At 63.7% G+C, this 20,288-nt stretch carries 15 protein-coding genes and 4 pseudogenes; 10 read left to right on the top strand and 9 right to left on the bottom strand.

The window, feature by feature from the left end; all coding sequences use genetic code 11:
• Positions 1–101: 101 nt before the first annotated feature.
• The gene (locus ACVWW3_RS29850) at positions 102–1,055 is read right to left on the bottom strand and encodes a peptidylprolyl isomerase (protein WP_456647773.1); all 954 of its coding nucleotides are present in this window, start codon (positions 1,053–1,055) and stop codon (positions 102–104) included.
• A 353-nt stretch (positions 1,056–1,408) separates the two neighbouring features.
• On the opposite strand from ACVWW3_RS29850, the gene secA reads away from it, so the two are divergent.
• A complete protein-coding gene (gene secA / locus ACVWW3_RS29845; protein WP_247340140.1) occupies positions 1,409–4,249 on the top strand; it encodes a preprotein translocase subunit SecA in 2,841 nt (946 codons plus the stop codon).
• Between the two features lie 174 nt (positions 4,250–4,423).
• Here secA and ACVWW3_RS29840 read toward each other — a convergent pair whose 3' ends face one another.
• Positions 4,424–4,858, bottom strand: a complete 435-nt coding sequence (locus ACVWW3_RS29840) for a MarR family winged helix-turn-helix transcriptional regulator (protein ID WP_247340138.1) — start codon at positions 4,856–4,858, stop codon at positions 4,424–4,426.
• A 142-nt stretch (positions 4,859–5,000) separates the two neighbouring features.
• Here ACVWW3_RS29840 and ACVWW3_RS29835 point away from each other — a divergent pair.
• The 7 genes and pseudogenes from ACVWW3_RS29835 to ACVWW3_RS29805 all read left to right on the top strand — a co-directional run bounded on the left by ACVWW3_RS29835 (position 5,001) and on the right by ACVWW3_RS29805 (position 12,539).
• Positions 5,001–6,222, top strand: a pseudogene (locus ACVWW3_RS29835) (substrate-binding domain-containing protein).
• Positions 6,223–6,382: 160 nt separating this feature from the next.
• Positions 6,383–7,899 (top strand): annotated as a pseudogene (locus tag ACVWW3_RS29830) (amidase).
• Between the two features lie 36 nt (positions 7,900–7,935).
• A complete protein-coding gene (locus ACVWW3_RS29825; RefSeq protein ID WP_247444663.1) occupies positions 7,936–8,793 on the top strand; it encodes a branched-chain amino acid ABC transporter permease in 858 nt (285 codons plus the stop codon).
• 2 nt (positions 8,794–8,795) lie between these two features.
• A complete protein-coding gene (locus tag ACVWW3_RS29820; protein WP_247340133.1) occupies positions 8,796–10,016 on the top strand; it encodes a substrate-binding protein in 1,221 nt (406 codons plus the stop codon).
• Positions 10,017–10,022: 6 nt separating this feature from the next.
• Positions 10,023–11,129: a branched-chain amino acid ABC transporter permease gene (locus ACVWW3_RS29815; protein ID WP_247340132.1), complete on the top strand. Its 1,107-nt coding sequence runs from the start codon at positions 10,023–10,025 to the stop codon at positions 11,127–11,129.
• Positions 11,116–11,850 (top strand): ABC transporter ATP-binding protein, encoded by a 735-nt coding sequence (locus tag ACVWW3_RS29810; RefSeq protein WP_247340128.1) that lies wholly within the window; start codon positions 11,116–11,118, stop codon positions 11,848–11,850. The genes ACVWW3_RS29815 and ACVWW3_RS29810 overlap by 14 nt, the downstream gene beginning before the upstream one ends.
• Positions 11,843–12,539: pseudogene (locus tag ACVWW3_RS29805) on the top strand (branched-chain amino acid ABC transporter ATP-binding protein). The gene ACVWW3_RS29810 and the pseudogene ACVWW3_RS29805 overlap by 8 nt, the downstream one beginning before the upstream one ends.
• Positions 12,540–12,577: 38 nt before the next feature.
• On the opposite strand, the gene ACVWW3_RS29800 reads toward ACVWW3_RS29805, so the two are convergent.
• The 7 genes and pseudogenes from ACVWW3_RS29800 to ACVWW3_RS29770 form a co-directional block, all read right to left on the bottom strand.
• Positions 12,578–12,982: a PIN domain-containing protein gene (locus ACVWW3_RS29800; protein ID WP_247340122.1), complete on the bottom strand. Its 405-nt coding sequence runs from the start codon at positions 12,980–12,982 to the stop codon at positions 12,578–12,580.
• Entirely contained in the window at positions 12,979–13,209 is a 231-nt protein-coding gene (locus ACVWW3_RS29795; protein WP_247340121.1) for an AbrB/MazE/SpoVT family DNA-binding domain-containing protein, read from the bottom strand. The genes ACVWW3_RS29800 and ACVWW3_RS29795 overlap by 4 nt, the downstream gene beginning before the upstream one ends.
• 106 nt (positions 13,210–13,315) lie before the next feature.
• Complete coding sequence (locus ACVWW3_RS29790; protein WP_456647775.1) at positions 13,316–13,726, bottom strand: hypothetical protein; 411 nt, start codon at positions 13,724–13,726, stop codon at positions 13,316–13,318.
• A gap of 181 nt (positions 13,727–13,907) precedes the next feature.
• Positions 13,908–15,447: pseudogene (locus ACVWW3_RS29785) on the bottom strand (L,D-transpeptidase family protein).
• Positions 15,448–15,918: 471 nt separating this feature from the next.
• Positions 15,919–16,881 (bottom strand): acetyl-CoA carboxylase carboxyltransferase subunit alpha, encoded by a 963-nt coding sequence (locus tag ACVWW3_RS29780; protein WP_247340112.1) that lies wholly within the window; start codon positions 16,879–16,881, stop codon positions 15,919–15,921.
• Positions 16,882–17,131: 250 nt separating this feature from the next.
• Positions 17,132–18,115, bottom strand: a complete 984-nt coding sequence (gene xerD / locus ACVWW3_RS29775; protein ID WP_456647777.1) for a site-specific tyrosine recombinase XerD — start codon at positions 18,113–18,115, stop codon at positions 17,132–17,134.
• Between the two features lie 17 nt (positions 18,116–18,132).
• Positions 18,133–18,279 carry a histidine kinase gene (locus tag ACVWW3_RS29770; RefSeq protein ID WP_456647778.1) on the bottom strand — a complete coding sequence of 49 codons (147 nt, stop codon included), beginning with the start codon at positions 18,277–18,279 and terminating at the stop codon, positions 18,133–18,135.
• Between the two features lie 174 nt (positions 18,280–18,453).
• Between ACVWW3_RS29770 and ACVWW3_RS29765 the strand changes: the two genes are divergently transcribed.
• Entirely contained in the window at positions 18,454–19,077 is a 624-nt protein-coding gene (locus ACVWW3_RS29765; protein ID WP_354106889.1) for a shikimate kinase, read from the top strand.
• Entirely contained in the window at positions 19,074–20,222 is a 1,149-nt protein-coding gene (gene aroB / locus ACVWW3_RS29760; RefSeq protein ID WP_456647779.1) for a 3-dehydroquinate synthase, read from the top strand. The genes ACVWW3_RS29765 and aroB overlap by 4 nt, the downstream gene beginning before the upstream one ends.
• Positions 20,223–20,288 lie beyond the last annotated feature (66 nt).

Genomic DNA, 20,288 nt, shown 5'->3' with positions numbered 1-20,288 from the left:
GCAGATGGCCGGGACATCCAGTGCGAAGACGTGCTTCGCACTTTTGGCCCGGCCATTGCGACGTTAGATACTATTGGCGTCCGTGAAGCGACAGCGAATTCTTACTTCTTCGCCGGGGGCGCCATCTTGCTGTCGGAGGGCTTCGCATCGGAAGGCTTGGCATCGGAAGGCTTGGCCGCATCAGCCGGCTGGGCGTCCTTTGCCGCATCGGCCGGCTGGTCCAGCCGCTCGACCTTGGCTTCCGCGCGCAGCTTGGCGACGTAGTCGGCCTGGGCCTTGCGGGTGACATACTGCTCGATCTGGGCCTTGACCTGCTCGAAGTCCGGCGCCTTGCGGCTGCGCTTTTCCTCGACCTTGATGACGTGCCAGCCGAACTGCGACTTCACGGGATCGGAGATCTTGCCCGGCTCGAGCGCGAAGGCGACCGCCGAGAATTCCGGCACCATCTGCTCCTTGGTGAAGAAGCCCAGGTCGCCGCCGTCGGCCGAGCCCGGATCCTTGGATTTCTTCTTGGCGAGCTCGGCGAAATCGGCACCCTTGTCGAGCTCGGCCTTCACCGCCTTGGCCTCGTCCTCGGTCTCGACCAGGATGTGGCGCGCGCGAACTTCCTGCTCGCCGGTGATCTGCTTGGAGGCCTCGTCATAGACCTTCTTCATTGCGTCCGGGGTGATGGCGGCCTTGCCCTCGCCGGCGAGCAGGCTGTCCATCAGCAGGCGGTTGCGGGCGAATGCGAGGCGCTTCTTGAACTCCTCGCCGTCGGCGACCTTCTTGTCCTCGGCGGCCTTGCCGACGATCTTCATGTCGATCAGGAAGGACAGGACGTTCTCGTCCTTGGTCGCCGGGTCCATCTGGGCGAGGCTCGGCCCGAGTTCCTCCTCGGCCATGGCGACGTCGCTCTTCTTGATTTCCGCGCCATTGACCTTCGCCAGTACCGGATCGTCGGCGGCCCGGAGCGGGCCCGCGAACGCCAGGGACAGCGCCAAAGCGAGGCAGCCAGCCAGGGCGGACGCGTGGCGGAAACGCTGGCCGGTTGTTACCGGGAACGAGGTGGTCATGGAAAATCCTTTTGTTGAAGCAGGGGGCTGCTCGAGCGGGGCGGACACTCGCCCAATTCAGGGGGCCTTGGCAACGCGAAAAGTCTGTCAAAATGATGAATTAGCCGCAATGCGCCCGCCGTTGACAAGGCCCTGACCGGGCCATATCTCTGCGCGGTCGCGTCCATGGCGATGGCGTTTATTTTGCTGCGTTTTTGGCCGTTGAACCCAGACTTGCCCAACTCCCACCCATATGGCGGATGGACCCCGCAGTCCGGGCTCCGGCGCCACCAGGCGTCACGGTGAGTTGATGGGCAGGCGGGTGACAACCTCTCGGCTGCAACGCGGTTGAATCGCGAACACAGGAACCAGGCATGATCGGCGCGCTCGCCCGCAAATTTTTCGGCTCCGCCAACGACCGGCGGGTGAAGGGATATCAGTCCCGCGTCAGCGCGATCAACGCGCTGGAGCCCGAGGTCTCGAAACTCTCCGACGAGGCGCTCAAGGCCCGCACCGCCGACTTCAGGAAAGAGATCGCCGAGGGCAAAACGCTGGACGACCTCCTGGTCCCCGCTTTCGCCACGGTCCGTGAAGCCGCCAAGCGCACGCTCGGCCAGCGCCATTTCGACGTCCAGCTGATCGGCGGCATGGTGCTGCACGAGGGCGACATCGCCGAGATGAAGACCGGCGAAGGCAAGACGCTGGTCGCGACGCTCGCGGTCTATCTCAACGCGCTCGCCGGCAAGGGCGTCCACGTCGTCACCGTCAACGACTACCTCGCCAGCCGCGACTCCGCCTGGATGGGCCAGATCTACGGCTTCCTCGGCATGACCACCGGCGTGATCGTCCACGGCCTGGACGATTCCGAGCGCAAGACGGCTTATGCCTGCGACATCACCTACGGCACCAACAACGAATACGGCTTCGACTATCTGCGCGACAACATGAAGTACCGGCTCGAGGACATGGTCCAGCGGCCGCACTTCTACGCGATCGTCGACGAAGTCGACTCCATCCTGATCGACGAAGCGCGCACGCCGTTGATCATCTCCGGCCCGCTCGACGACCGCTCCGACTTCTACAACACCATCGACGGCTTCCTGCCCAAGCTCGACAAGACCGACTACGAGGTCGACGAGAAGCAGCGCACCGTGACGCTCACCGAAGGCGGCATGGAGAAGATCGAGACGCTGCTGCGCGATGCCGGCCAGCTCAAGGGCGAGTCGCTCTACGACGTCGAGAACGTCTCCGTCGTGCACCACATCAACCAGGCGCTGCGCGCCCACACGCTGTTCACCCGCGACAAGGACTACATCGTCCGCGACGACGAGGTCGTGATCATCGACGAGTTCACCGGCCGCATGATGCAGGGCCGGCGCTATTCCGAAGGCCTGCACCAGGCGCTGGAAGCCAAGGAGCATGTCCAGGTCCAGCCGGAGAACCAGACGCTGGCCTCGATCACCTTCCAGAACTATTTCCGGATGTACGAAAAGCTTGCCGGCATGACCGGCACGGCGCTGACCGAAGCCGACGAATTGTTCGACATCTACAAGCTCGAGGTCGTGGAAATCCCGACCAATCTGTCGGTCGCTCGTCTGGACGAAGACGACGAAGTCTATCGCACCCAGAACGAGAAATACGCCGCGATCCTGGCCGAGATCGAGCGCGCCAATGCGCGACTGCAGCCGGTGCTGGTCGGCACCGCCTCGATCGAAAAATCGGAAGTGATCGCCGAATATCTGAAGAAGCACGGCTACCGGCAGATCGATTTCGGCAACGAAAATTCGATGCAGAAGCTGTACGCCGCCGCCCGCGCCGGCAAGCCGGCCAAGCTGTTCGCAGTGCTGAACGCGCGCTTCCACGAGCAGGAAGCCTATATCGTCGCGGAAGCCGGCGTGCCCGGCGCGATCACGATCGCGACCAACATGGCCGGCCGCGGCACCGACATCAAGCTCGGCGGCTCGCTCGATATGCGGATCCTTCAGGAGACCGGGGGCATCGAGGACGAGGCCGAGAAGGCCAAGAAGATCGAACAGATCAAGGCCGACATCGAGCACTTCCGCGACATCGTTCTGAAGGCCGAGGAAGAGGTCGAGATCGAGCCGGCGAAGGGTTCGAAGCCCGCCAAGACCGTGAAGAAGCCCGGCGGCCTCTACATCATGGGCTCCGAGCGCCACGAATCCCGCCGCATCGACAACCAGCTCCGCGGCCGTTCCGGCCGTCAGGGCGACCCCGGCCGCTCGAAGTTCTTCCTGTCGCTGGAAGACGATCTGATGCGCATTTTCGGCTCGGATCGCCTCGACAGCATGCTGCAGCGTCTCGGCCTGCAAGAGGGCGAGGCCATCATCCATCCCTGGATCAACAAGGCGCTGGAGAAGGCGCAGCAGAAGGTCGAAGCCCGCAACTTCGACATCCGCAAGAATTTGCTCAAGTTCGACAACGTCCAGAACGACCAGCGCAAGGTGATCTTCGACCAGCGCGTCGACCTGATGAAGGACGACAGCGTCGCCGAGACCGTCACTGACATGCGTCACGCCTTCATCGACGACCTCGTGGCCAAGCATGTGCCCGAGCATGCCTATGCCGAGCAGTGGAACGTCGCGGGCTTGAAGGAAGAGCTCAAGCGCGTGCTCGATCTCGATCTGCCGGTCGAGGACTGGGCCAAGGAAGAGGGCATCGCCGACGAGGAGCTGCTCACGCGCATCGAGACCCGCGCCGACGAGCACATGGCCGCCAAGGTCGGGCAATGGGGCCCCGACGTGATGCGTTACGTCGAGAAGACCATTTTGCTCCAGACGCTCGACCATCTCTGGCGCGAGCATTTGATCATGCTCGACCATCTGCGCCAGGTCATCGGCCTGCGCGGCTACGGCCAGCGCGATCCGTTGCAGGAGTACAAGACCGAGGCCTTCAATCTCTTCCAGGAGATGAGCGCGCACCTTCGCGAGGCCGTCACGGCGCAGCTGATGCGGGTCGAGATCGTGCCGCCGGAGCAGGAAGCCCCGGTGCTGCCGCAGATGGAAGCGCACAAGTTCGATCCGAACACCGGCGAGGACGAAATGGCGCTCGCCCACGTCTCGCTCGGAGCGCAGGCCACCGACGCGGCACTGCGTGATCCCAAAAACCCGGCCAGCTGGGGCAAGATCGGCCGCAACGAGGATTGCCCGTGCGGCAGCGGCAAGAAGTACAAGCACTGCCATGGGCGGTACGCTTAGCCGTTAAATTACGCTGTCGTCGCCCGGCTTGACCGGGCGTCCAGTACGCCGCAACCTCTCGGTTCAGAAATTACTATCTCTGAAATACTGGATCGTCCGCTTTCGCGGGCGATAACGACTGAGTGTGTGCCGCGCGGCTTGCCCCGTTTCGCCGGGACGACGTGAGTTCGCAGCTCAATTCGAGCTGTCGATCAAGCTCTCCAGCAGCCGCTTCAACTCGCTGGTCGATTTGTCGCCGTAGCTTTCCAGGATGTGCTCCTCCTGGTCGACCGCAAGCGAGTTGAGCTTCCTGCTCAGCACCTTGCCGCGATCGGAGATGAACATCAGCACCTTGCGGCGATCGTTCGGGTCCTGCACGCGGTAGACCAGCGTGTCCGAGACCATGCGGTCGATCATCTTGGTCAGCGTCGGATGGTTGAGCAGCACGGCATCCGCAAGCTCGCCCATCGAATGGCCGTTGCCATCCGACAGCACTTTCAGGATGCGCCATTGCTCGACGGGCACGCCTTCCTTGCTCAACCGCAGTTCGAGCTGCCGGTTGATCTCCCGGTTAGCTTGCGCGAGCAGGTAGGCGAGGTGTTCGGTGATCGGGGAGTTTGGTTTTGCCACGGCTAAGACTTTGTCTTGACCCAAATGAGTGAATGTCTTGCAATCGATGCTGCATCTATATGCACTTCAATTCTTGAATATTCAATATTTTCAAAATAGGATATTGCCCAACAAAAGGGCGGATGCCGCGGCCGCCTGCTCAATGTGCTTTCAGGTCTGGTGCCAGACAGGAGTTGGCGTGCACACGACGGTAAACTTCCCGGCTCACGGCGGTCCGGCGTTGCCGCCGTCCATGCTGTTGCGGAATCTGTCGCCCGTCGCGACCGACTTCGACCTGTCTCCGATCGACGCGCATTTCATGAAGCGCCGCGGCGCGCGCGACAAGCTCCGCATCGGCAATTTTCTCACCTTCACCGGCTCGCCCGGAATCTGGGGCCCGACCTCGACCAACAGCGCAATGCTGGCGGTTGCCGAGATCAACAGGCGCGGCGGCATTCTGGGTCGCGAGCTCGAGCTGTCGATCTACGATTCCGGCGGCCCGATTGACGAGGTGGTGCGGCGCGCCGAGCAGGCGATCGCCTTCGACGAGGTCGACCTCATCATGGGCTCGCATATCAGCGCCGTGCGCGTTGCCTTGCGCAAGGTCACCGGCAATCGGATCCCCTATATCTACACGCCGGTCTATGAGGGCGGCGAGCGCACGCCAGGCGTGATGGCGATCGGCGAGACGCCGCGCTGGCAGAGCCGGCCGTCGATCCACTGGCTCGCGGATGTCAAGAAGGCGGCGCGCTGGTATCTGATCGGCAGCGACTATGTCTGGCCCTGGCTGTCGCATCGCGCGGTGAAGCGCTACATCAAGGAAGCCGGCGGCCAGGTCGTCGGCGAGGAGTTCGTCCCCGTCGGCGAAGACCATCACGAGGCGCATCTGGCGCGCATCCGCGCTGCCAAGCCGGACGTGGTGCTGATCTCGCTGATCGGCACCGACAGCATCACCTTTCAACCGCGCCTTCGCGGAAGCGGGCCTCGCGACCTCGACGCTGCGGCTCGCGGGCGCGATGGACGAGACCGTGCTGCTCGGCATCGGTGCCGACAACACCGAGAACTTGTTCTGCGCCTCCGGCTATTTCAACTGCATGGCCTCGCGCGCCAATGACGAATTCCTCTGCGCTTATCAGGCCATGTTCGGCCCGCACGCGCCGCCGGTCGGCTCGGTCGGCCAGTCGAACTATGAGGGGCTGCGGTTCCTGGAGTCCGTCGCCAACCGTGCCGGCTCATTGGCCTTGCGTCCGCTGCTGAAGGCGGCGCGCAACACCGTCTATTCGGCAGGCCGCGGTCCCGTCACCATCCGCGATGGCCGCGCCGAGATGCCGATGTACCTCGCCGAAGCGGACGGCCTCGACTTCAGGCTCATCAAGACGCTCTGACCTCAGGTCGTCCCTCCGGTCCGGCACATTCGCGAAATAATACTTGAAAAGGAAAATATTTCCGTCTGTAATATCGAAGTGGAGCCGACCGGCCCGCGCCGTGCACGCGCGCCCATAAGGCTCCAACGCCAGGGATCAAGAAGCCTTTGAGGAGAGCGCCGTGACAGTTGTCCTTCCCACGCCAGCCCAACTTCGCAGTGTCGCCGACCAGTGCGGCCTTTCGCTGACCGACGACGATGTCGCCTCGTTCCGCGGCCTGATGCAGGGCTCGATCGAAGCCTACAATCTCGTCGGCGCCATGCCGGACGAGGTGCCGGAGGTCAAATATCCGCGCACGCCGGGCTATCGGCCCTCACCGGAAGAGAACCCGCGCAACGCCTGGTATCGCAAGTCGACCGTGAAGGGCGCTGCCAGCGGCAAGCTCAAGGGCAAGACCGTCGCGTTGAAGGACAACATCATGCTCGCCGGCGTTCCCATGATGAACGGCTCGGCGACACTCGAAGGCTACGTTCCCGATTTCGACGCCACCATCGTCACCCGTATGCTCGATGCCGGCGCCGAGATCGCCGGAAAAGTGCATTGCGAATCTTTCTGCATGTCCGGCGGCAGCCACACCAACGCGGTCGGCGCGGTGCATAATCCGCACAAGATGGGCTATTCGGCCGGCGGCTCGTCCTCGGGCTCAGGCGTCGTCGTCGCGCTCGGCGAGGTCGACATGGCGATCGGTGGCGACCAGGGCGGCTCGATCCGCATGCCGTCCTCGTTCTGCGGCACCTACGGCATGAAGCCGACCTGGGGCCTCGTGCCCTACACCGGCATCATGCCGATCGAGGTTTTCGTCGATCACACCGGCCCGATGACCGCGACCGTCGCTGACAATGCGCTGCTGCTCGAAGTGCTCGCCGGCGACGACGGCTACGATCCGCGCATCAAGGCGCCCAAGGTCGAGGACTACACCAAAGCGCTCGGCCAGGGCGTGAAAGGCATGAAGATCGGCATCCTCAAGGAAGGCTTTGAGCAGGCGACCGCGGAAGCCGCCGTCAACGAAAGCGTTCGCGAAGCCGCAAAACGCTTTAGGGACCTCGGCGCCACGGTCGAGACCGTCTCGATCCCGATGCATCTCGTCGGCCCCGCGATCTGGACGCCGATCGGGACCGAGGGCATGACCCAGACCATGATGTATGGCGACGGCTACGGCCTGAGCCGGTCCGACCTCTATTCGACTACGCTGATGGATTTCCATCGTGGCTGGCGGCGGCAGGCGGATTCACTGTCCGAGACCACAAAACTGTTCCTGCTGCTCGGCACCTACATCAACAACACTTTTGGTCCCCGCTATTACGGCAAGGCGCTCAACATCTCCCGACGCCTGACCGCGGCCTACGACAAGGCCTTCAAGGACTACGATTTGCTGCTGCTGCCGACCACACCGATGAAGGCGACCAAGCTGCCGGAGCCCACGGCCAGCCGCGAAGACTACGTCGCGCGCGCGCTGGAGATGATCTCCAATACCGCGCCGTTCGACATCACCCACCATCCCGCGATGTCGCTGCCCTGCGGGATGGTCGACGGCGCCTGCCCGTCGGCCTGATGCTGGTCGGCCGCATGTTCGAGGAAACCACCATCTACCGCGCCGCCCACGCCTTCGAGCAGATCGGCGACTGGAAGAAGATGTGAGCGAGGCATGGATGCAGACGAGCGGGATTGTAGCGCATGGCTAACGCGTTCGTCGCGGCGTTCGAGATTCTGAGCTTTGGTGCGATCATCGTCCTGATCGTGCTGGGGCTCGGGATCATCGCCAGCATGATGGGCATCTTCAACTTCGCACAGGGCGAGTTCGTCCTGCTCGGCGCCTACATCACCTATCTGGCCTACGCCAAGGGCCTGCCGATCTGGGCCGGCATGGTCGCGGCGCCCTTCGTGGTCGGCGCGCTCGGCTTCGTGCTGGAGGCGCTGATCATTCGCCGGTTCTACGCCGCGCCGATCGTGGCCATGCTCGGCACCTATGCGCTCGGCCTGATCATCCGTGAGACCGTGCGCGGACTGATCGGCGGCTTCTATCTCACCGTGCCGGAGCCGATCGGCGGCTCGATCGACATCGGCGCCATGCACATCTCGGCCTGGCGTTTCACCATCATCGTCATCACCCTGCTGGTGATGGCGGGCTGCTATCTCCTGCTGTCGCGCACGAACTTCGGCTTGCGCATGCGCGCCACGCTGGAAAACCCGTCGCTGGCGCGCGCCTCGGGCATTTCAACGCCGCTGATGTATGGCGCCACCTTCGCGTTCGGCTCCGCGCTTGCCGGCCTTGCCGGTGCACTGATCGTCCCCGTGTTCAGTCTCTACGCCGATCTCGGCCTGCGCTTCCTGATCCAGGGATTTGTCGCCGTCATGGTCGGCGGCGTCGGCTCCTTCATCGGGCCGGTCGCTGGCGCCGGCGTCATCGGTACGCTCAGCGCCGCGTTGCCCTGGGTGATGGCGCCCGTCGTCGCCGATGTTCTCGTCTTCGTGCTTGCCATTGTTTTCATCAAATTCCGGCCACAGGGCCTCATCGCTGGAAGAGGGGTTTAAATATGTTTGCAGAACGCACCAATCTCACCCGACGTCGTTTCCTCTCCAATTTCGCCTTCGCAACCGGCGCAGTCGCGACCGGTGTCGGCAGCTGGGTGATTCCGGCGCCCTGGGCCAATGCAGCGGGAGGTCCGATCAAGGTCGGCATCGCGACGGACCTCACCGGCCCGATTGCGTACGCCGGCACGGCGGACGCCAACGTTGCCAAGATGCTGGTCAAGCAGATGAACGATGCCGGCGGCCTGCTCGGCCGTCCGCTCGAGCTCTACATCGAGGACACCGCGTCGAACGAATCGGTCGCGGTGGGCAACGTCCGAAAGCTGATCCAGCGCGACAAGGTCGACATGGTGCTCGGCGGCATCACCTCGTCGATGCGCAACGCGATCAAGGATCCGATCGTCGCGCGCGGCAAGACGCTCTACATCTATCCGCAGCTCTATGAAGGCAAGGAGTGCACGCCCTATCTGTTCTGCACCGGGCCGACGCCGGCGCAGCAGTGCGACGAATTCATTCCCTGGCTGATCAAGAACGGCGGCAAGAAATTCGCGCTGCCGAGCGCCAACTATGTCTGGCCGCACACGCTCAACGTCTACGCCCGCAAGGTGATCGAGGCCAACGGCGGCGAGGTCGTGTTCGAGGAATACTACCCGCTTGACCAGGTCGATTTCTCTTCGACCGTCAACCGCATCATCTCCAACAAGGTCGACGTCGTCTTCAACACCGTCATTCCGCCCGGTGTCGGCCCGTTCTTCAAGCAGCTCTATGAAGCGGGCTTCCTCAAGAACGGTGGGCGTCTCGCCTGCGTTTACTATGACGAGAACACGCTCAACATCAACCAGGCCGCCGAGATCGAGGGGCTCGCAAGCTGTCTCGATTATTTCAAGGTGCTGACCAAGGAGAACCCGTTCGACGCAAAGATCCAGACGGCCTACGAGAAGGATTTTCCGGGTAACTTCCTGTTCGCGGCCGGCAGTGCCGCGACCGGCACCTATCGCGGCCTCAAGCTGTGGGAAGCGGCCGTCAAGGAGGCCGGCAAGGTCGATCGCGACTCGGTGGCCGCAGCCCTCGACCACGCCAAGATCGCTGAAGGACCGGGCGGACCAGCGGAGATGGTGCCGGGCAAGCGGCACTGCAAGATGAAGATGTACACCGCGGTCGCCAAGGCTGGAAACTACGAGATCGTCGGACGCAGCGACGGGCTCGTCGATCCCAAGGAATGCTAAGGTCGAATGCCGAAATCGATGGGCGCAGTAAAACAGGCGATCCCCGCTGAGATCGGCGGGGAGGCGGACGTCGCAATGGGTGGCAGCGGGACGGCAGGGCAGGCCGCTTCGGGACGAAAGGTCCTGCCGATCGTGGAGGGCGTCGTGCTCGTCGCGGCGCTGCTCGCACCGCTGGTGCTGCAGGACTACCTCACGGTGTTCGCTACGCGCGTGATTATCCTCGCGCTGTTCGCGCTGTCGTTCGATCTGGTGTGGGGCTATGCCGGCATCATGAGTTTCGGCCAGGCGCTGTTCTTCGGCTCAGCCGGGTACGGTGTGGCGCTGCTCGCGCGCGACCTCGATATCACCAACATCTTCCTGGTGCTGCCCGCGGGAACGCTGATCGGCCTGACCTTCGCGCTGCTGCTCGGGGGCTTCCTGCTGCTGGGACGGCATCCCTCCAGCGTGATCTTCGTCTCGCTGGGCACACTCACCGGCTCCTACGCCGCCGATCGCCTCGCGCGCGGCTGGTACTATCTCGGCGGCCAGAACGGCATCCCCTCGATTTCGTCGATGACGCTCGGCAGTTACGAATTCTCGGAAGGGCCGTCCTTCTATTATCTCGTGCTCGGCATCCTCATTGTGGTCTATCTCCTCTGCCGCTTCCTGGTGCGCTCGCAGTTTGGCCTTGCACTGGCGGGCCTGCGCGAAAACGAGCAGCGGATCGCCTTCTTCGGCTACAAGGCGCAGCATCTGAAGGCGATCATCTTCGCGATCGGCGGCGCCGTCGCGGGCCTCGCCGGCAGCCTCTATGCCTTCCACGAAGGGTTTGTCTGGCCCAACATGGTCGGCGTCGTGGTCTCGACGCAAGTCGTGCTCTATGTGCTGTTCGGCGGCTCCGGCACGCTGATCGGCGCTGTCATCGGCGCCGTCATCGTCGAGGGCGTCAGTTTCTGGCTGTCGGACAATTACCGCGAGGTCTGGCCGATCATCCTTGGCGTGCTGCTGTTGCTCGTGATTCTGTTCCGGCCGCTCGGCCTGATCAGCTTTGTGCTCGGCGAGCGCGAGCGGGTCGGCAGTTTTGGCGCAAGGCCCAAGGAGACCGAAAAGGAGAAGCGCAATGCCGCTCCTTGAAGCCGCCGGCGTCAAAAAAATCTTCGGCAAGCTCACTGCGCTCGATGGCGCCGCGCTCACCGTCGGCGAGAACGAGTTTCACGGCCTGATCGGCCCGAACGGCTCCGGCAAGAGCACGCTGATGAAGTGCATTGCCGGCGCCGAGGTGCCGACGCAGGGCAAGGTCTCCTTCGTCAACACCGACATCACTGCGTTCACGCCGACCGAGCGTGCCCGCGCCGGCATGAGCCTGAAATTCCAGATCACCAGCGTGCTGCCGTCGTTGACGCTCTACGACAACATCTTGCTCGCGCTCCAGGCGCAGTCCTCGCTGCTCGACCTCGTTTTCTCGCGCACCCGGGGCGCGTTGCACGACCAGGTCATGACCATGCTGACGCAATTTCGCCTTGCCGACCGCGCTTTCGATGCAGCGGCGGCGCTGTCGCACGGCCAGCAGCAATGGCTGGAGATCGCGATGGCGCTTGCCGGCAAGCCGAAACTCCTGCTGCTCGACGAGCCGACCGGCGGCATGAGCCTGGAGGAGCGCCGCGTCACCGGCGAATTGTTGCAGCCGATCAAAAAGCATTGCTCGCTCGTCATCGTCGAGCACGACCTCGATTTCATCCGCGATATCTGCGACCGTCTCACCGTGCTCGACCAGGGCAAGGTGCTGGCGTCAGGCACGGTGTCGGAGATCCAGGCCAACAAATCCGTCCAGGAGATCTATCTGCGCCGTGCCTGAATTTTTGGACATCAAGCATCTCGATGCCGGCTATGGCCGCAGCCAGGTCCTGTTCGACGTCAACCTGGGCATTCCCTGGCGCGGCGGCGTCGCCGTGCTCGGCCGCAACGGTGCCGGCAAGACCACGTTGATGAAGACCATCGTCGGCGAGCTGCCGGCGTGGAAGGGCGAACTCGCCTTCGACGGCCGCGACATCAGCCGCCGCGCCACCCAGGAGCGCGTGCGCGCCGGCATCGGCTACGTGCCGCAGGAGCACTCGGTGTTCGCGCGCCTGTCGGTGCGCGACAATCTCGCGGTCGGCTCGCTTGCGAGCAGGAAGGCCGACGCGGTCGACCACGTGCTGACCATCTTCCCGAAGCTCGGCCAGCGCCTCGACCAGCCCGCCGGCACGCTTTCCGGCGGCGAGCGCAAGATGCTCGCCATCGGCCGCGCCATGCTGGGCGATCCCAAAACTGCTGCTGCTGGACGAGCCGACCGAAGGCGTCTGGATCGGCGTGATCGAGGAGATCACCGAACGCCTGATCGAGCTCGCGAAAAACATCGCCGTCATCATCGTCGAGCAGCACCTCGATCTCGCGCTGCGCGTTGCCGATTACGCCTATGTGCTCGACCGCGGCCGCGTCGCGCTGCAGGGCAAGGCGGGCGAGGTGAAGGGCAATCCGGAGCTGCTGCGGTATCTGGCGCCGTAGATAACTTGCGGACTGTCAGATCGCTTGGTGTCGGGCGTTCACGGCGTGCTTCCGAGAAACGGATTGAGAATGGTGAGTCCGCCGATGCTGCGGCCGTGCTGCATGTCCTCGCTGTAGAGCGTGTCGCATCCGGCTTCGATCGCAGCGGCAATGATCAGCGCGTCGTAAAAAGCAAGCGTGTGGTCGCGGGCAAGCGCAAGCGCCGCGGCGTGCGTGTCGGCGGTGAGCGGTGCAGTATCCGGAAAGCGAAACCGGATCGATTGCACCGCAGCTTCGATCACAGGCCAATCCTGTTTCTGCTTCTTGCGCAACACGTTGGTGAACTCGTTCAGCACCTGTGTGCTGATGACACCGCCGCCGGCAATCGTGGTCAATGCGCGCTGCCGCCGGACGTCGGTCGAAAAGGCATAGATCAGGACGTTGCTGTCGAAGAAAGCGCTCACCGCTCGTTCGCCTCGTCGCGGTCGAATTCGTAGCCTTCGGGCAGGGGAAATTGGAACTGTTCCGCCTGCTTGAGAAATTCTGCCCGCTTGTCGATCTTCTCCACCGCGATCTGGCCTTTCGAGGCCTTCACGACGTCGAGTTCGTCGCCGGGGGCGAGGTTCAAGGCTTCAACGAGTCTCTTGGGCAAGCGAACCGCAAGGCTGTTGCCCCATTTGGAAACCAACATTGCTTGCTCCAAGATATACAATATATTTGTATATCTTAAGCAGGATATCATCAAGTGCAAGTAGCCCAGACATGAGCCAAAACGCTGGTCGGAAACCCAGCGAACGTCATCCGCCAGGCGGCTTTCCCCAATTGACGATTCCTGGCATCGCGCTCGGCTGGGACCAACTTTCCGACCAGCCGGCGGGTGTCATTGTCTTCTCGAAGTCTGCAACAGATGGCGGAGCAACGAAGACGGCATCATCGTTGAGCGTCAGCGGTTGAATGTCGATGCTCGCAGGGCAAAGAAAATCCGGCGCTCGTCCGACGTTACGCTCGACGGCAGCCACCAAAGCATCCTGATCGTGCGTTAACGGCTTGTAGCCGTTGATCCACTGCGTTCCGAGCATATCGAGAACGGCGGAGATGTTTTGAAGCTTGCGTTCGATCAAGCCTTCAGACCGACGCACGGTCGTCATGAGCTGGCGCCGATTCTGCGCCTTGCTGTAGGCAACGCCCGCCCTCTCGGAGGTCAACATCTGAAAATAGCTATCGACCCACTGCGGAGATCTCGCTCTCCGTCCAAAGTGTGCCAGCGATCTCCTCGGTTTGCTCCCGGTCCAAGTCTCAGCTTCTTGGACTTGAATAGTATCAGGCACGCTGCTGGCGCAACGGCGGCACCTAAAATGCAGGAAACCGTTGTAAGCGATTAGATTCGTCCTACTTCACCGCCCCAAAGCGGCTGTCGAAGGAGTTCGATGACACGACCGGCGCAGCTCCCATGATCTGTGTCGCTTCACCTGCACCATCCGATACCGACGGCTTCAGCGCCGGGCGCGTCGCGGCGAGGCGGGTGTCGGGCTTCGCCGGCTCGGCGGGTTTGGCGGCCACGATCGGCTTCGGCGCCTCCTTGGCCGTATCTTTGGATTTGTCGTGTCCCGGCACGAACCGGGTCACTGCGGCTTTCAGTCTCGACGCTGCGGTGGGCGGCGTTGTCGACGGCGCGGCCGGGGCGACGGACGCGGTGGCCTGCGGCGGCGGCGTGGTCGCCGTGGTATCGGCGGTGCCCATGCCCATCTTGCGGCCGAGGTTGGAGAAGAAGCCGGCTTTTCTCAGCCGGCGCGGCGTTGGCGACACGGGCGTTGGCGGGCGCGCTGACGGCGACGACCGGCTCTGCCTGCGGCGAGGGCGCGGCTGCGTCGAGATTCGGCTTCGGCGGATTGACGTGGCCGGGGATCGTGCCCGGCGCCTTCGCCATCGCCAGCATCTGCAAGGTCGTGCCTTCGGCGCCCTCGGACAGACCGGTCGAGCCTTCCGGAATCTTCGCGGCAAAGATCTTGTTCATGCCGCCGTCGATGCCGGTGTTCATGCGCGCCACCGGTGTGCCGCGCGAAACCAGCTTGTTGTACTCGGCCTGGTCGCGCGCATCCTTCTCGCGCACGGCGCGGGCGATGTCCTCGGGGATCACATAGGCCGGACATTTTGCCGAGGCGTCGAACACCGGATCACGCTTGGCGTCGGGCGCCTTGGTTGCGTCGAAGACGTACTTCTTCTCGCAGAAATCGACCTTCGGCTCCTGCCGCGTCACTTCGAAATGATCATAGCCTTCCTTGATCATTTTCCAGAACGGCATGTTCGGGTTGTTCCGGTGCTTGGCCATGTTCACCGGCGTCATCTTGAACGGATAGGCCTGGAACTGGAACGCTTTCTGGCCGCCGAAGAAGGACTCGCGCCCGAGCGAATAGATCTCGGCGATCTGCTCGTCGGTCATCGCATAGCAACCGCGCGAAGAACAATCGCCATGCACCATCAGCTGCGAGCCGGTACGGCCGAGCGCGCGATCAAACGCGTTGGGAAAGCCGGTGTTGAACGAGAGGTAATAGGCCGATTGCGGATTCATCTGGCCGGGATTGATCGAATAGAATCCCTCCGGCGCCTGGCGGTCGCCTTCACGGACCTTCGGCCCCAAATCGCCCGACCAGCGGCAGATCGGATAAGTCTTGAGCAGTGCGAACTGGCCGTTGCGGGCCTGCTTCCAGATCTCGAGCTCGGCCTCCTGCTTGAACAGGCGCACCAGAATCGGCGATTGCAGGTCCATGTCCTTCTCGACCATCGCGGCGAGAAGTTTTGGCGGGACCGGCTGGTTGGCCTTGGCGTTGGTCGCGAGCGAGACCTGATCGGTATCGCAGCCGGCCAGCACAATGCTGACGGCAAGCGCAACCGAAGCCAAAACCGCGCGAGCAAGCGAACGAGAAATCAAGACGGACCCCACACCGTGCCGGGCATCGCGCAAACCCCAATCTTGAAGCATGATCCGACCGGCCATCCGGGCCCGTCGCAACGGGCTTTTTCGAAATCACGCTCCAGCGCTTATGCCCTGAAGCCATTGATTAAAATTCTAACCTCTGGGGCATGTGGTCGCAACCCGAGCGGGGATCACGAGCCCGTTGGCCCAAAGGTGTGGTCAACGAAGACTTAAACTGGGCCCTAACTTGGGCCTTGCGGCCACCGGTACTGAGATCGCTGATTTGGGCAAAAAAAGGGTTAATGCGGGGTTACCGGGGGCTCGGGACAGGTCTCTCGTGCCCCGGACGCAGCGCAGCGCTCCTTCAGCGGTGCGTTGCAGAGCCGGGGCCCATGCTTGAGGCGATCTCCGGAACGTTCTGGGTCCCGGCTCTGCGGAGCGGCACTTCGTGCCGCACCGCGTCCGGGACACGAAAAATCGCCCCAATCAGCCCAGTTTCCGGCCGATATCGAGGAATTTCTGCCGTCGGTGCTTGCGGACGGCGTCGCCGTCGAGGCCGCGGAGCTCGTCAAAAGCCTTGGCGATGGCGTCGCCCGTGGTGGCGATCATGGCGGCGGGGTCGCGATGGGCGCCGCCGACCGGCTCCTTCAGAATGCTGTCGATTACGCCGAACCGGAGCATGTCCTGGGCGGTGATCTTCATGTTGTTGGCGGCTTCCTGCGCCTTGGAGCCGTCGCGCCAGAGGATCGAGGAGGCTGCCTCGGGCGAGATCACGCTGTAGATCGCGTGCTCCAGCATCAGGACCTTGTTGGCGGTGGTAATGGCGATGGCGCCGCCCGACATGCCCTCGCCGGTGATGATGGCGACGTTCGGCACGGTCAGCGCCAGACAGGCATCGGTCGAGCGCGCGATCGCCTCGGCCTGGCCGCGCTCTTCCGCGCCGATGCCGGGATAGGCACCGGCGGAATCGGCGAGCGACAGCACCGGCAGGCCGAAGCGCTCGGCCATCTCCATCAGCCGCACGCATTTGCGATAGCCCTCGGGCCGCGCCATGCCGAAATTATGCTTGATGCGGCTCTCGGTGGAATCGCCCTTTTCCTGGCCCATCACGCAGATGGCCTCGCCGCGGAAGCGGCCGAAGCCGGCGACCAGCGCCTCGTCCTCGCCGAACTTGCGGTCGCCGGCGAGCGGAGTGAACTCGGTGATCAGGCCCTTGATGAAGTCGTTGAAATGCGGCCGCTGCGGATGCCGCGCGACCAGCGTCTTTTGCCACGGCGTCAGGTTCAGATAGAGGTCGGCCAGCGCCTGCGCTGCCTTGTCCTCGATTCGCCCGATCTCATCAGTGATGTCGCTGCCGGAGGCCGCAAGCGTCCGCAATTCGTCGAGCTTGGAATCGAGCTCGGCGACGGGCTTTTCGAAATCGAGATAGCTGCGCATCTGGTCTGGCATCAACTCAATATAGGGAGGGCGGGGCGAGGCGGCGAAGCAGATTCGAGCCTTCGGAAAGAAGTGTAGCTTCTTCAATGAGTTGGCTTGTGCACTCTTAGGCCGCCCGCCAAATCAATCGTGAGGCCCCGGCTCTTTCTGCGGAGATGTGGCCGAAGTCAAGGCGGTTTCATCGTCGTCCCGGCTGGCTCTCGTGTCCCGGACGCGCAGCAGCGCTTCTATAGCGCTGCTGCGCAGAGCCGGGGCACGAGCCCTATTTCTCCGCCAGCGGATGCAGGTCGCGAACGAGGCTCTTCAGCCGCTCCTCGACCACGTGGGTGTAGATCTGGGTCGTCGAAATGTCGGTGTGGCCGAGCAGCGTCTGCACGATCCGCAAATCGGCACCGTTGTGAAGCAAGTGGCTGGCAAACGCATGGCGCAGCACGTGTGGGGAGACCAGCCGGGCCTGCAGGCCGGAAGCGACCGCGAGCTCCTTCAGGTCGCGGGCAAAATGCTGCCGCGTCAGATGCCCGCTCTCGCCGAACGAGGGGAACAACCATTTTGAGGCCGCCACGCTGTTCTTCTTGTCCGTCTTGTTGTTTTCCTTGGCGGCTTCCGTCGCGGCGAGATAATCGGCCATCGCCTGCCGCGAGGCCTCGTTGAGCGGCACCAGCCGTTCCTTGTTGCCCTTGCCGCGTACCACGATCATGCGGGCGTCGCGCTTCGCGGCGGTGCGCGGCAGCGCCACCAGTTCGGAGACGCGCAAGCCGGTGGCGTAGAGCACCTCGAGCAGGCAATAGAGCCGCAAAGCGCGCAGCCGTTTCGAGGGCGAGGCATCTTCCGCCGTACTCAATTCCATGGCGCGGCGGAGCATGCGGTCGACATCCGCGATCGACAGCACCTTTGGCAGCCCGCGGCCGCGCTTGGGGCCGGACAGGATCGCCGCGGGATCCTCTGTCCGGATGCGCTCGTTGAGGAGAAAACGGTAGAGATGCCGCATCGCCGACAGCCGCCGCGCGACGCTGGTGGACTTGAAGCCGCGCGTGTCGAGGTCGGCGAGATAGTCGCGCAGCGTCTGTGTTTCGGCGTCCGCAAATGTATGGCCGACGCGGCCGAGAAATTCCGAGAAATCGGTGAGGTCGCGGCGGTAGGCATCGAGCGTATTGGGGCCGGCGCCCTGTTCCGCGGCGAGCATGTCGAGGAACAGGCCGGTGAGCTTGGCATCTGAGGGCTTGTTAGCGGAAGATCTGGCACGCATGCCCGGCAGCCTAGCTCCTATTTCTTGAGAAATTTGTCCGCCGGGATCGTCACCGTCATTTCCCGCGGCTTGGGATTGACGAAGTTCGCCAGCGCGAAGACCGCGCCATAGACAATGCCGGCGATCACGGCGACGACCGTCAGGAAGCGGAACAGGCTGGGCATCGGGCAAGGTCTCGGAGAGGGTCTCGGGCGGCCGAATTAACCAATGAAATCATCCAACATGTTCGCCGTTTCGTGGCAAGAGTCCTCTGGCGAGGCCCCCTTTGGGGTCGTATAGGTGGCCAAAGCATGCCGCCTTTGGCGGCAGTTCGAGCGAGACCCATTCGAGCGAGACAAATGTCCGACGCCGCGTTGCCGATCCAAGCTTCGCCCGAGGCCGACATCCTGTCGGCGCTGGGCGCGCGCTCGATCGTGCTCGTCGGCATGATGGGGGTAGGCAAATCCACGATCGGCCGCCGCATGGCGATCCGGCTCAAGCTGCCCTTCGTCGATGCCGACACCGAGATCGAGGCGGCGGCCGGCATGACCATACCGGAAATCTTCGAGCGCCACGGCGAGCCGCATTTCCGCGACGGCGAGGCCCGCGTGATCGCGCGTCTGCTCGACGGCGGCCCCATCGTGCTGGCAACCGGCGGCGGCGCCTTCATGCGCGAGGAGACGCGGGGCCGCATCGCGGCGAAGGCGATCTCGATCTGGCTCAAGGCCGATGCCGACGTCATCATGCGCCGCGTGCGCAGGCGCGCCGACCGTCCGCTGCTCCAGACCGCCGATCCCGAAGGAACCGTGACGCGCCTGCTCATCGAACGCGAGCCGGTCTACGGCCATGCCGACCTCACCATCGCCTCGCGCGACGTACCGCACGACAAGATCGTCGAGGAGACCATCGAGACGCTGCGCGCCCATCTCTGCGGCGAACAGGCGTCCCATCCACCAGCCGACGTCGCGAGTGCCGCACGATGACCGCGCCTTTGAAACATTCCGACCCCGTCAACGTCGAGGTCGCTCTCGGCGATCGCGCCTATGACATCGTCATCGGCCGCGGCGTGCTGGCCTCGCTGGGCGAACGGGTCGCGCGTTTACGTCCCGGCGTGCGCACCGCTGTCGTGACCGATCGCACCGTCGCAAAATACTGGCTCGAACCCGCCGAGGCTTCGCTCGCAGCGGCCGGCATTCCGACATCGCGCATCGTCGTCGAGGAAGGCGAGATCTCGAAAACCTATGCCGGGCTGGAAAAGGTCAGCGAGGCCCTGATCGCCGCAAAGATCGAGCGCAACGATCTCGTCATCGCGCTCGGCGGTGGCGTTGTCGGCGATCTCGCCGGCTTTGCGGCAGCGATCCTGCGCCGCGGCGTCGATTTCGTGCAGGTCCCGACTTCGCTTTTGGCACAGGTCGATTCCTCCGTCGGCGGCAAGACCGGCATCAACTCGCCGCAGGGCAAGAATCTGCTCGGCGCCTTTCACCAGCCGGTGCTTGTCGTCGCCGACACCGCCGTGCTCGACACGCTGTCGCCGCGGCAGTTCCGCGCCGGCTATGCCGAGGTCGCCAAATACGGCGTGCTCGGTGATGAGGCCTTCTTCACCTGGCTTGAGAACAACCATTCCGACATCTCCAGGGGCGGCGCGGCGCGCGAGCATGCGATCGCGACCTCCTGCCGCGCCAAGGCCGGCGTCGTCTCGCGCGACGAGCGTGAGACCGGCGAGCGCGCGCTGCTCAATCTCGGCCACACGTTTGGTCACGCGCTGGAAGCGGCGACTGGGTTCTCCGATCGTCTGTTCCACGGCGAGGGCGTTGCGATCGGCATGACGCTGGCAGCGCAGCTCTCGGCCAGGCTCGGCATGATCGGCGAAGCCGATGCGGCGCGCGTCGAGCGGCATCTGATTGAGGCCGGCCTGCCGACGCGCTTGCAGGACATCGCGGGCTTCGCGCAGGAAGGGCTTGCCGATGCCGATGCGCTGATGGCGCTGATGTCACAGGACAAGAAGGTCGAGCGCGGCAAGCTCACCTTCATCCTGCTGGAGGCCGTGGGGCGCGCCGTCATCGCGAAGGACGTCGAGCCGGCTCCGGTGCGCGATTTCCTCAAGGACAAGCTCGCCGTCAAGGCGTGATACGCGGCTGAACGGCGTGAGAGCGTTTTCGAGCGAAGTGGGTACCGGTTCGCGTCAAGAAAACGC

The organism is Bradyrhizobium sp. LM2.9 (assembly GCF_054056555.1).
The sequence above is the reverse complement of the archived record's forward strand: the minus strand, read 5'-3'. Positions and strand labels throughout refer to the sequence as shown.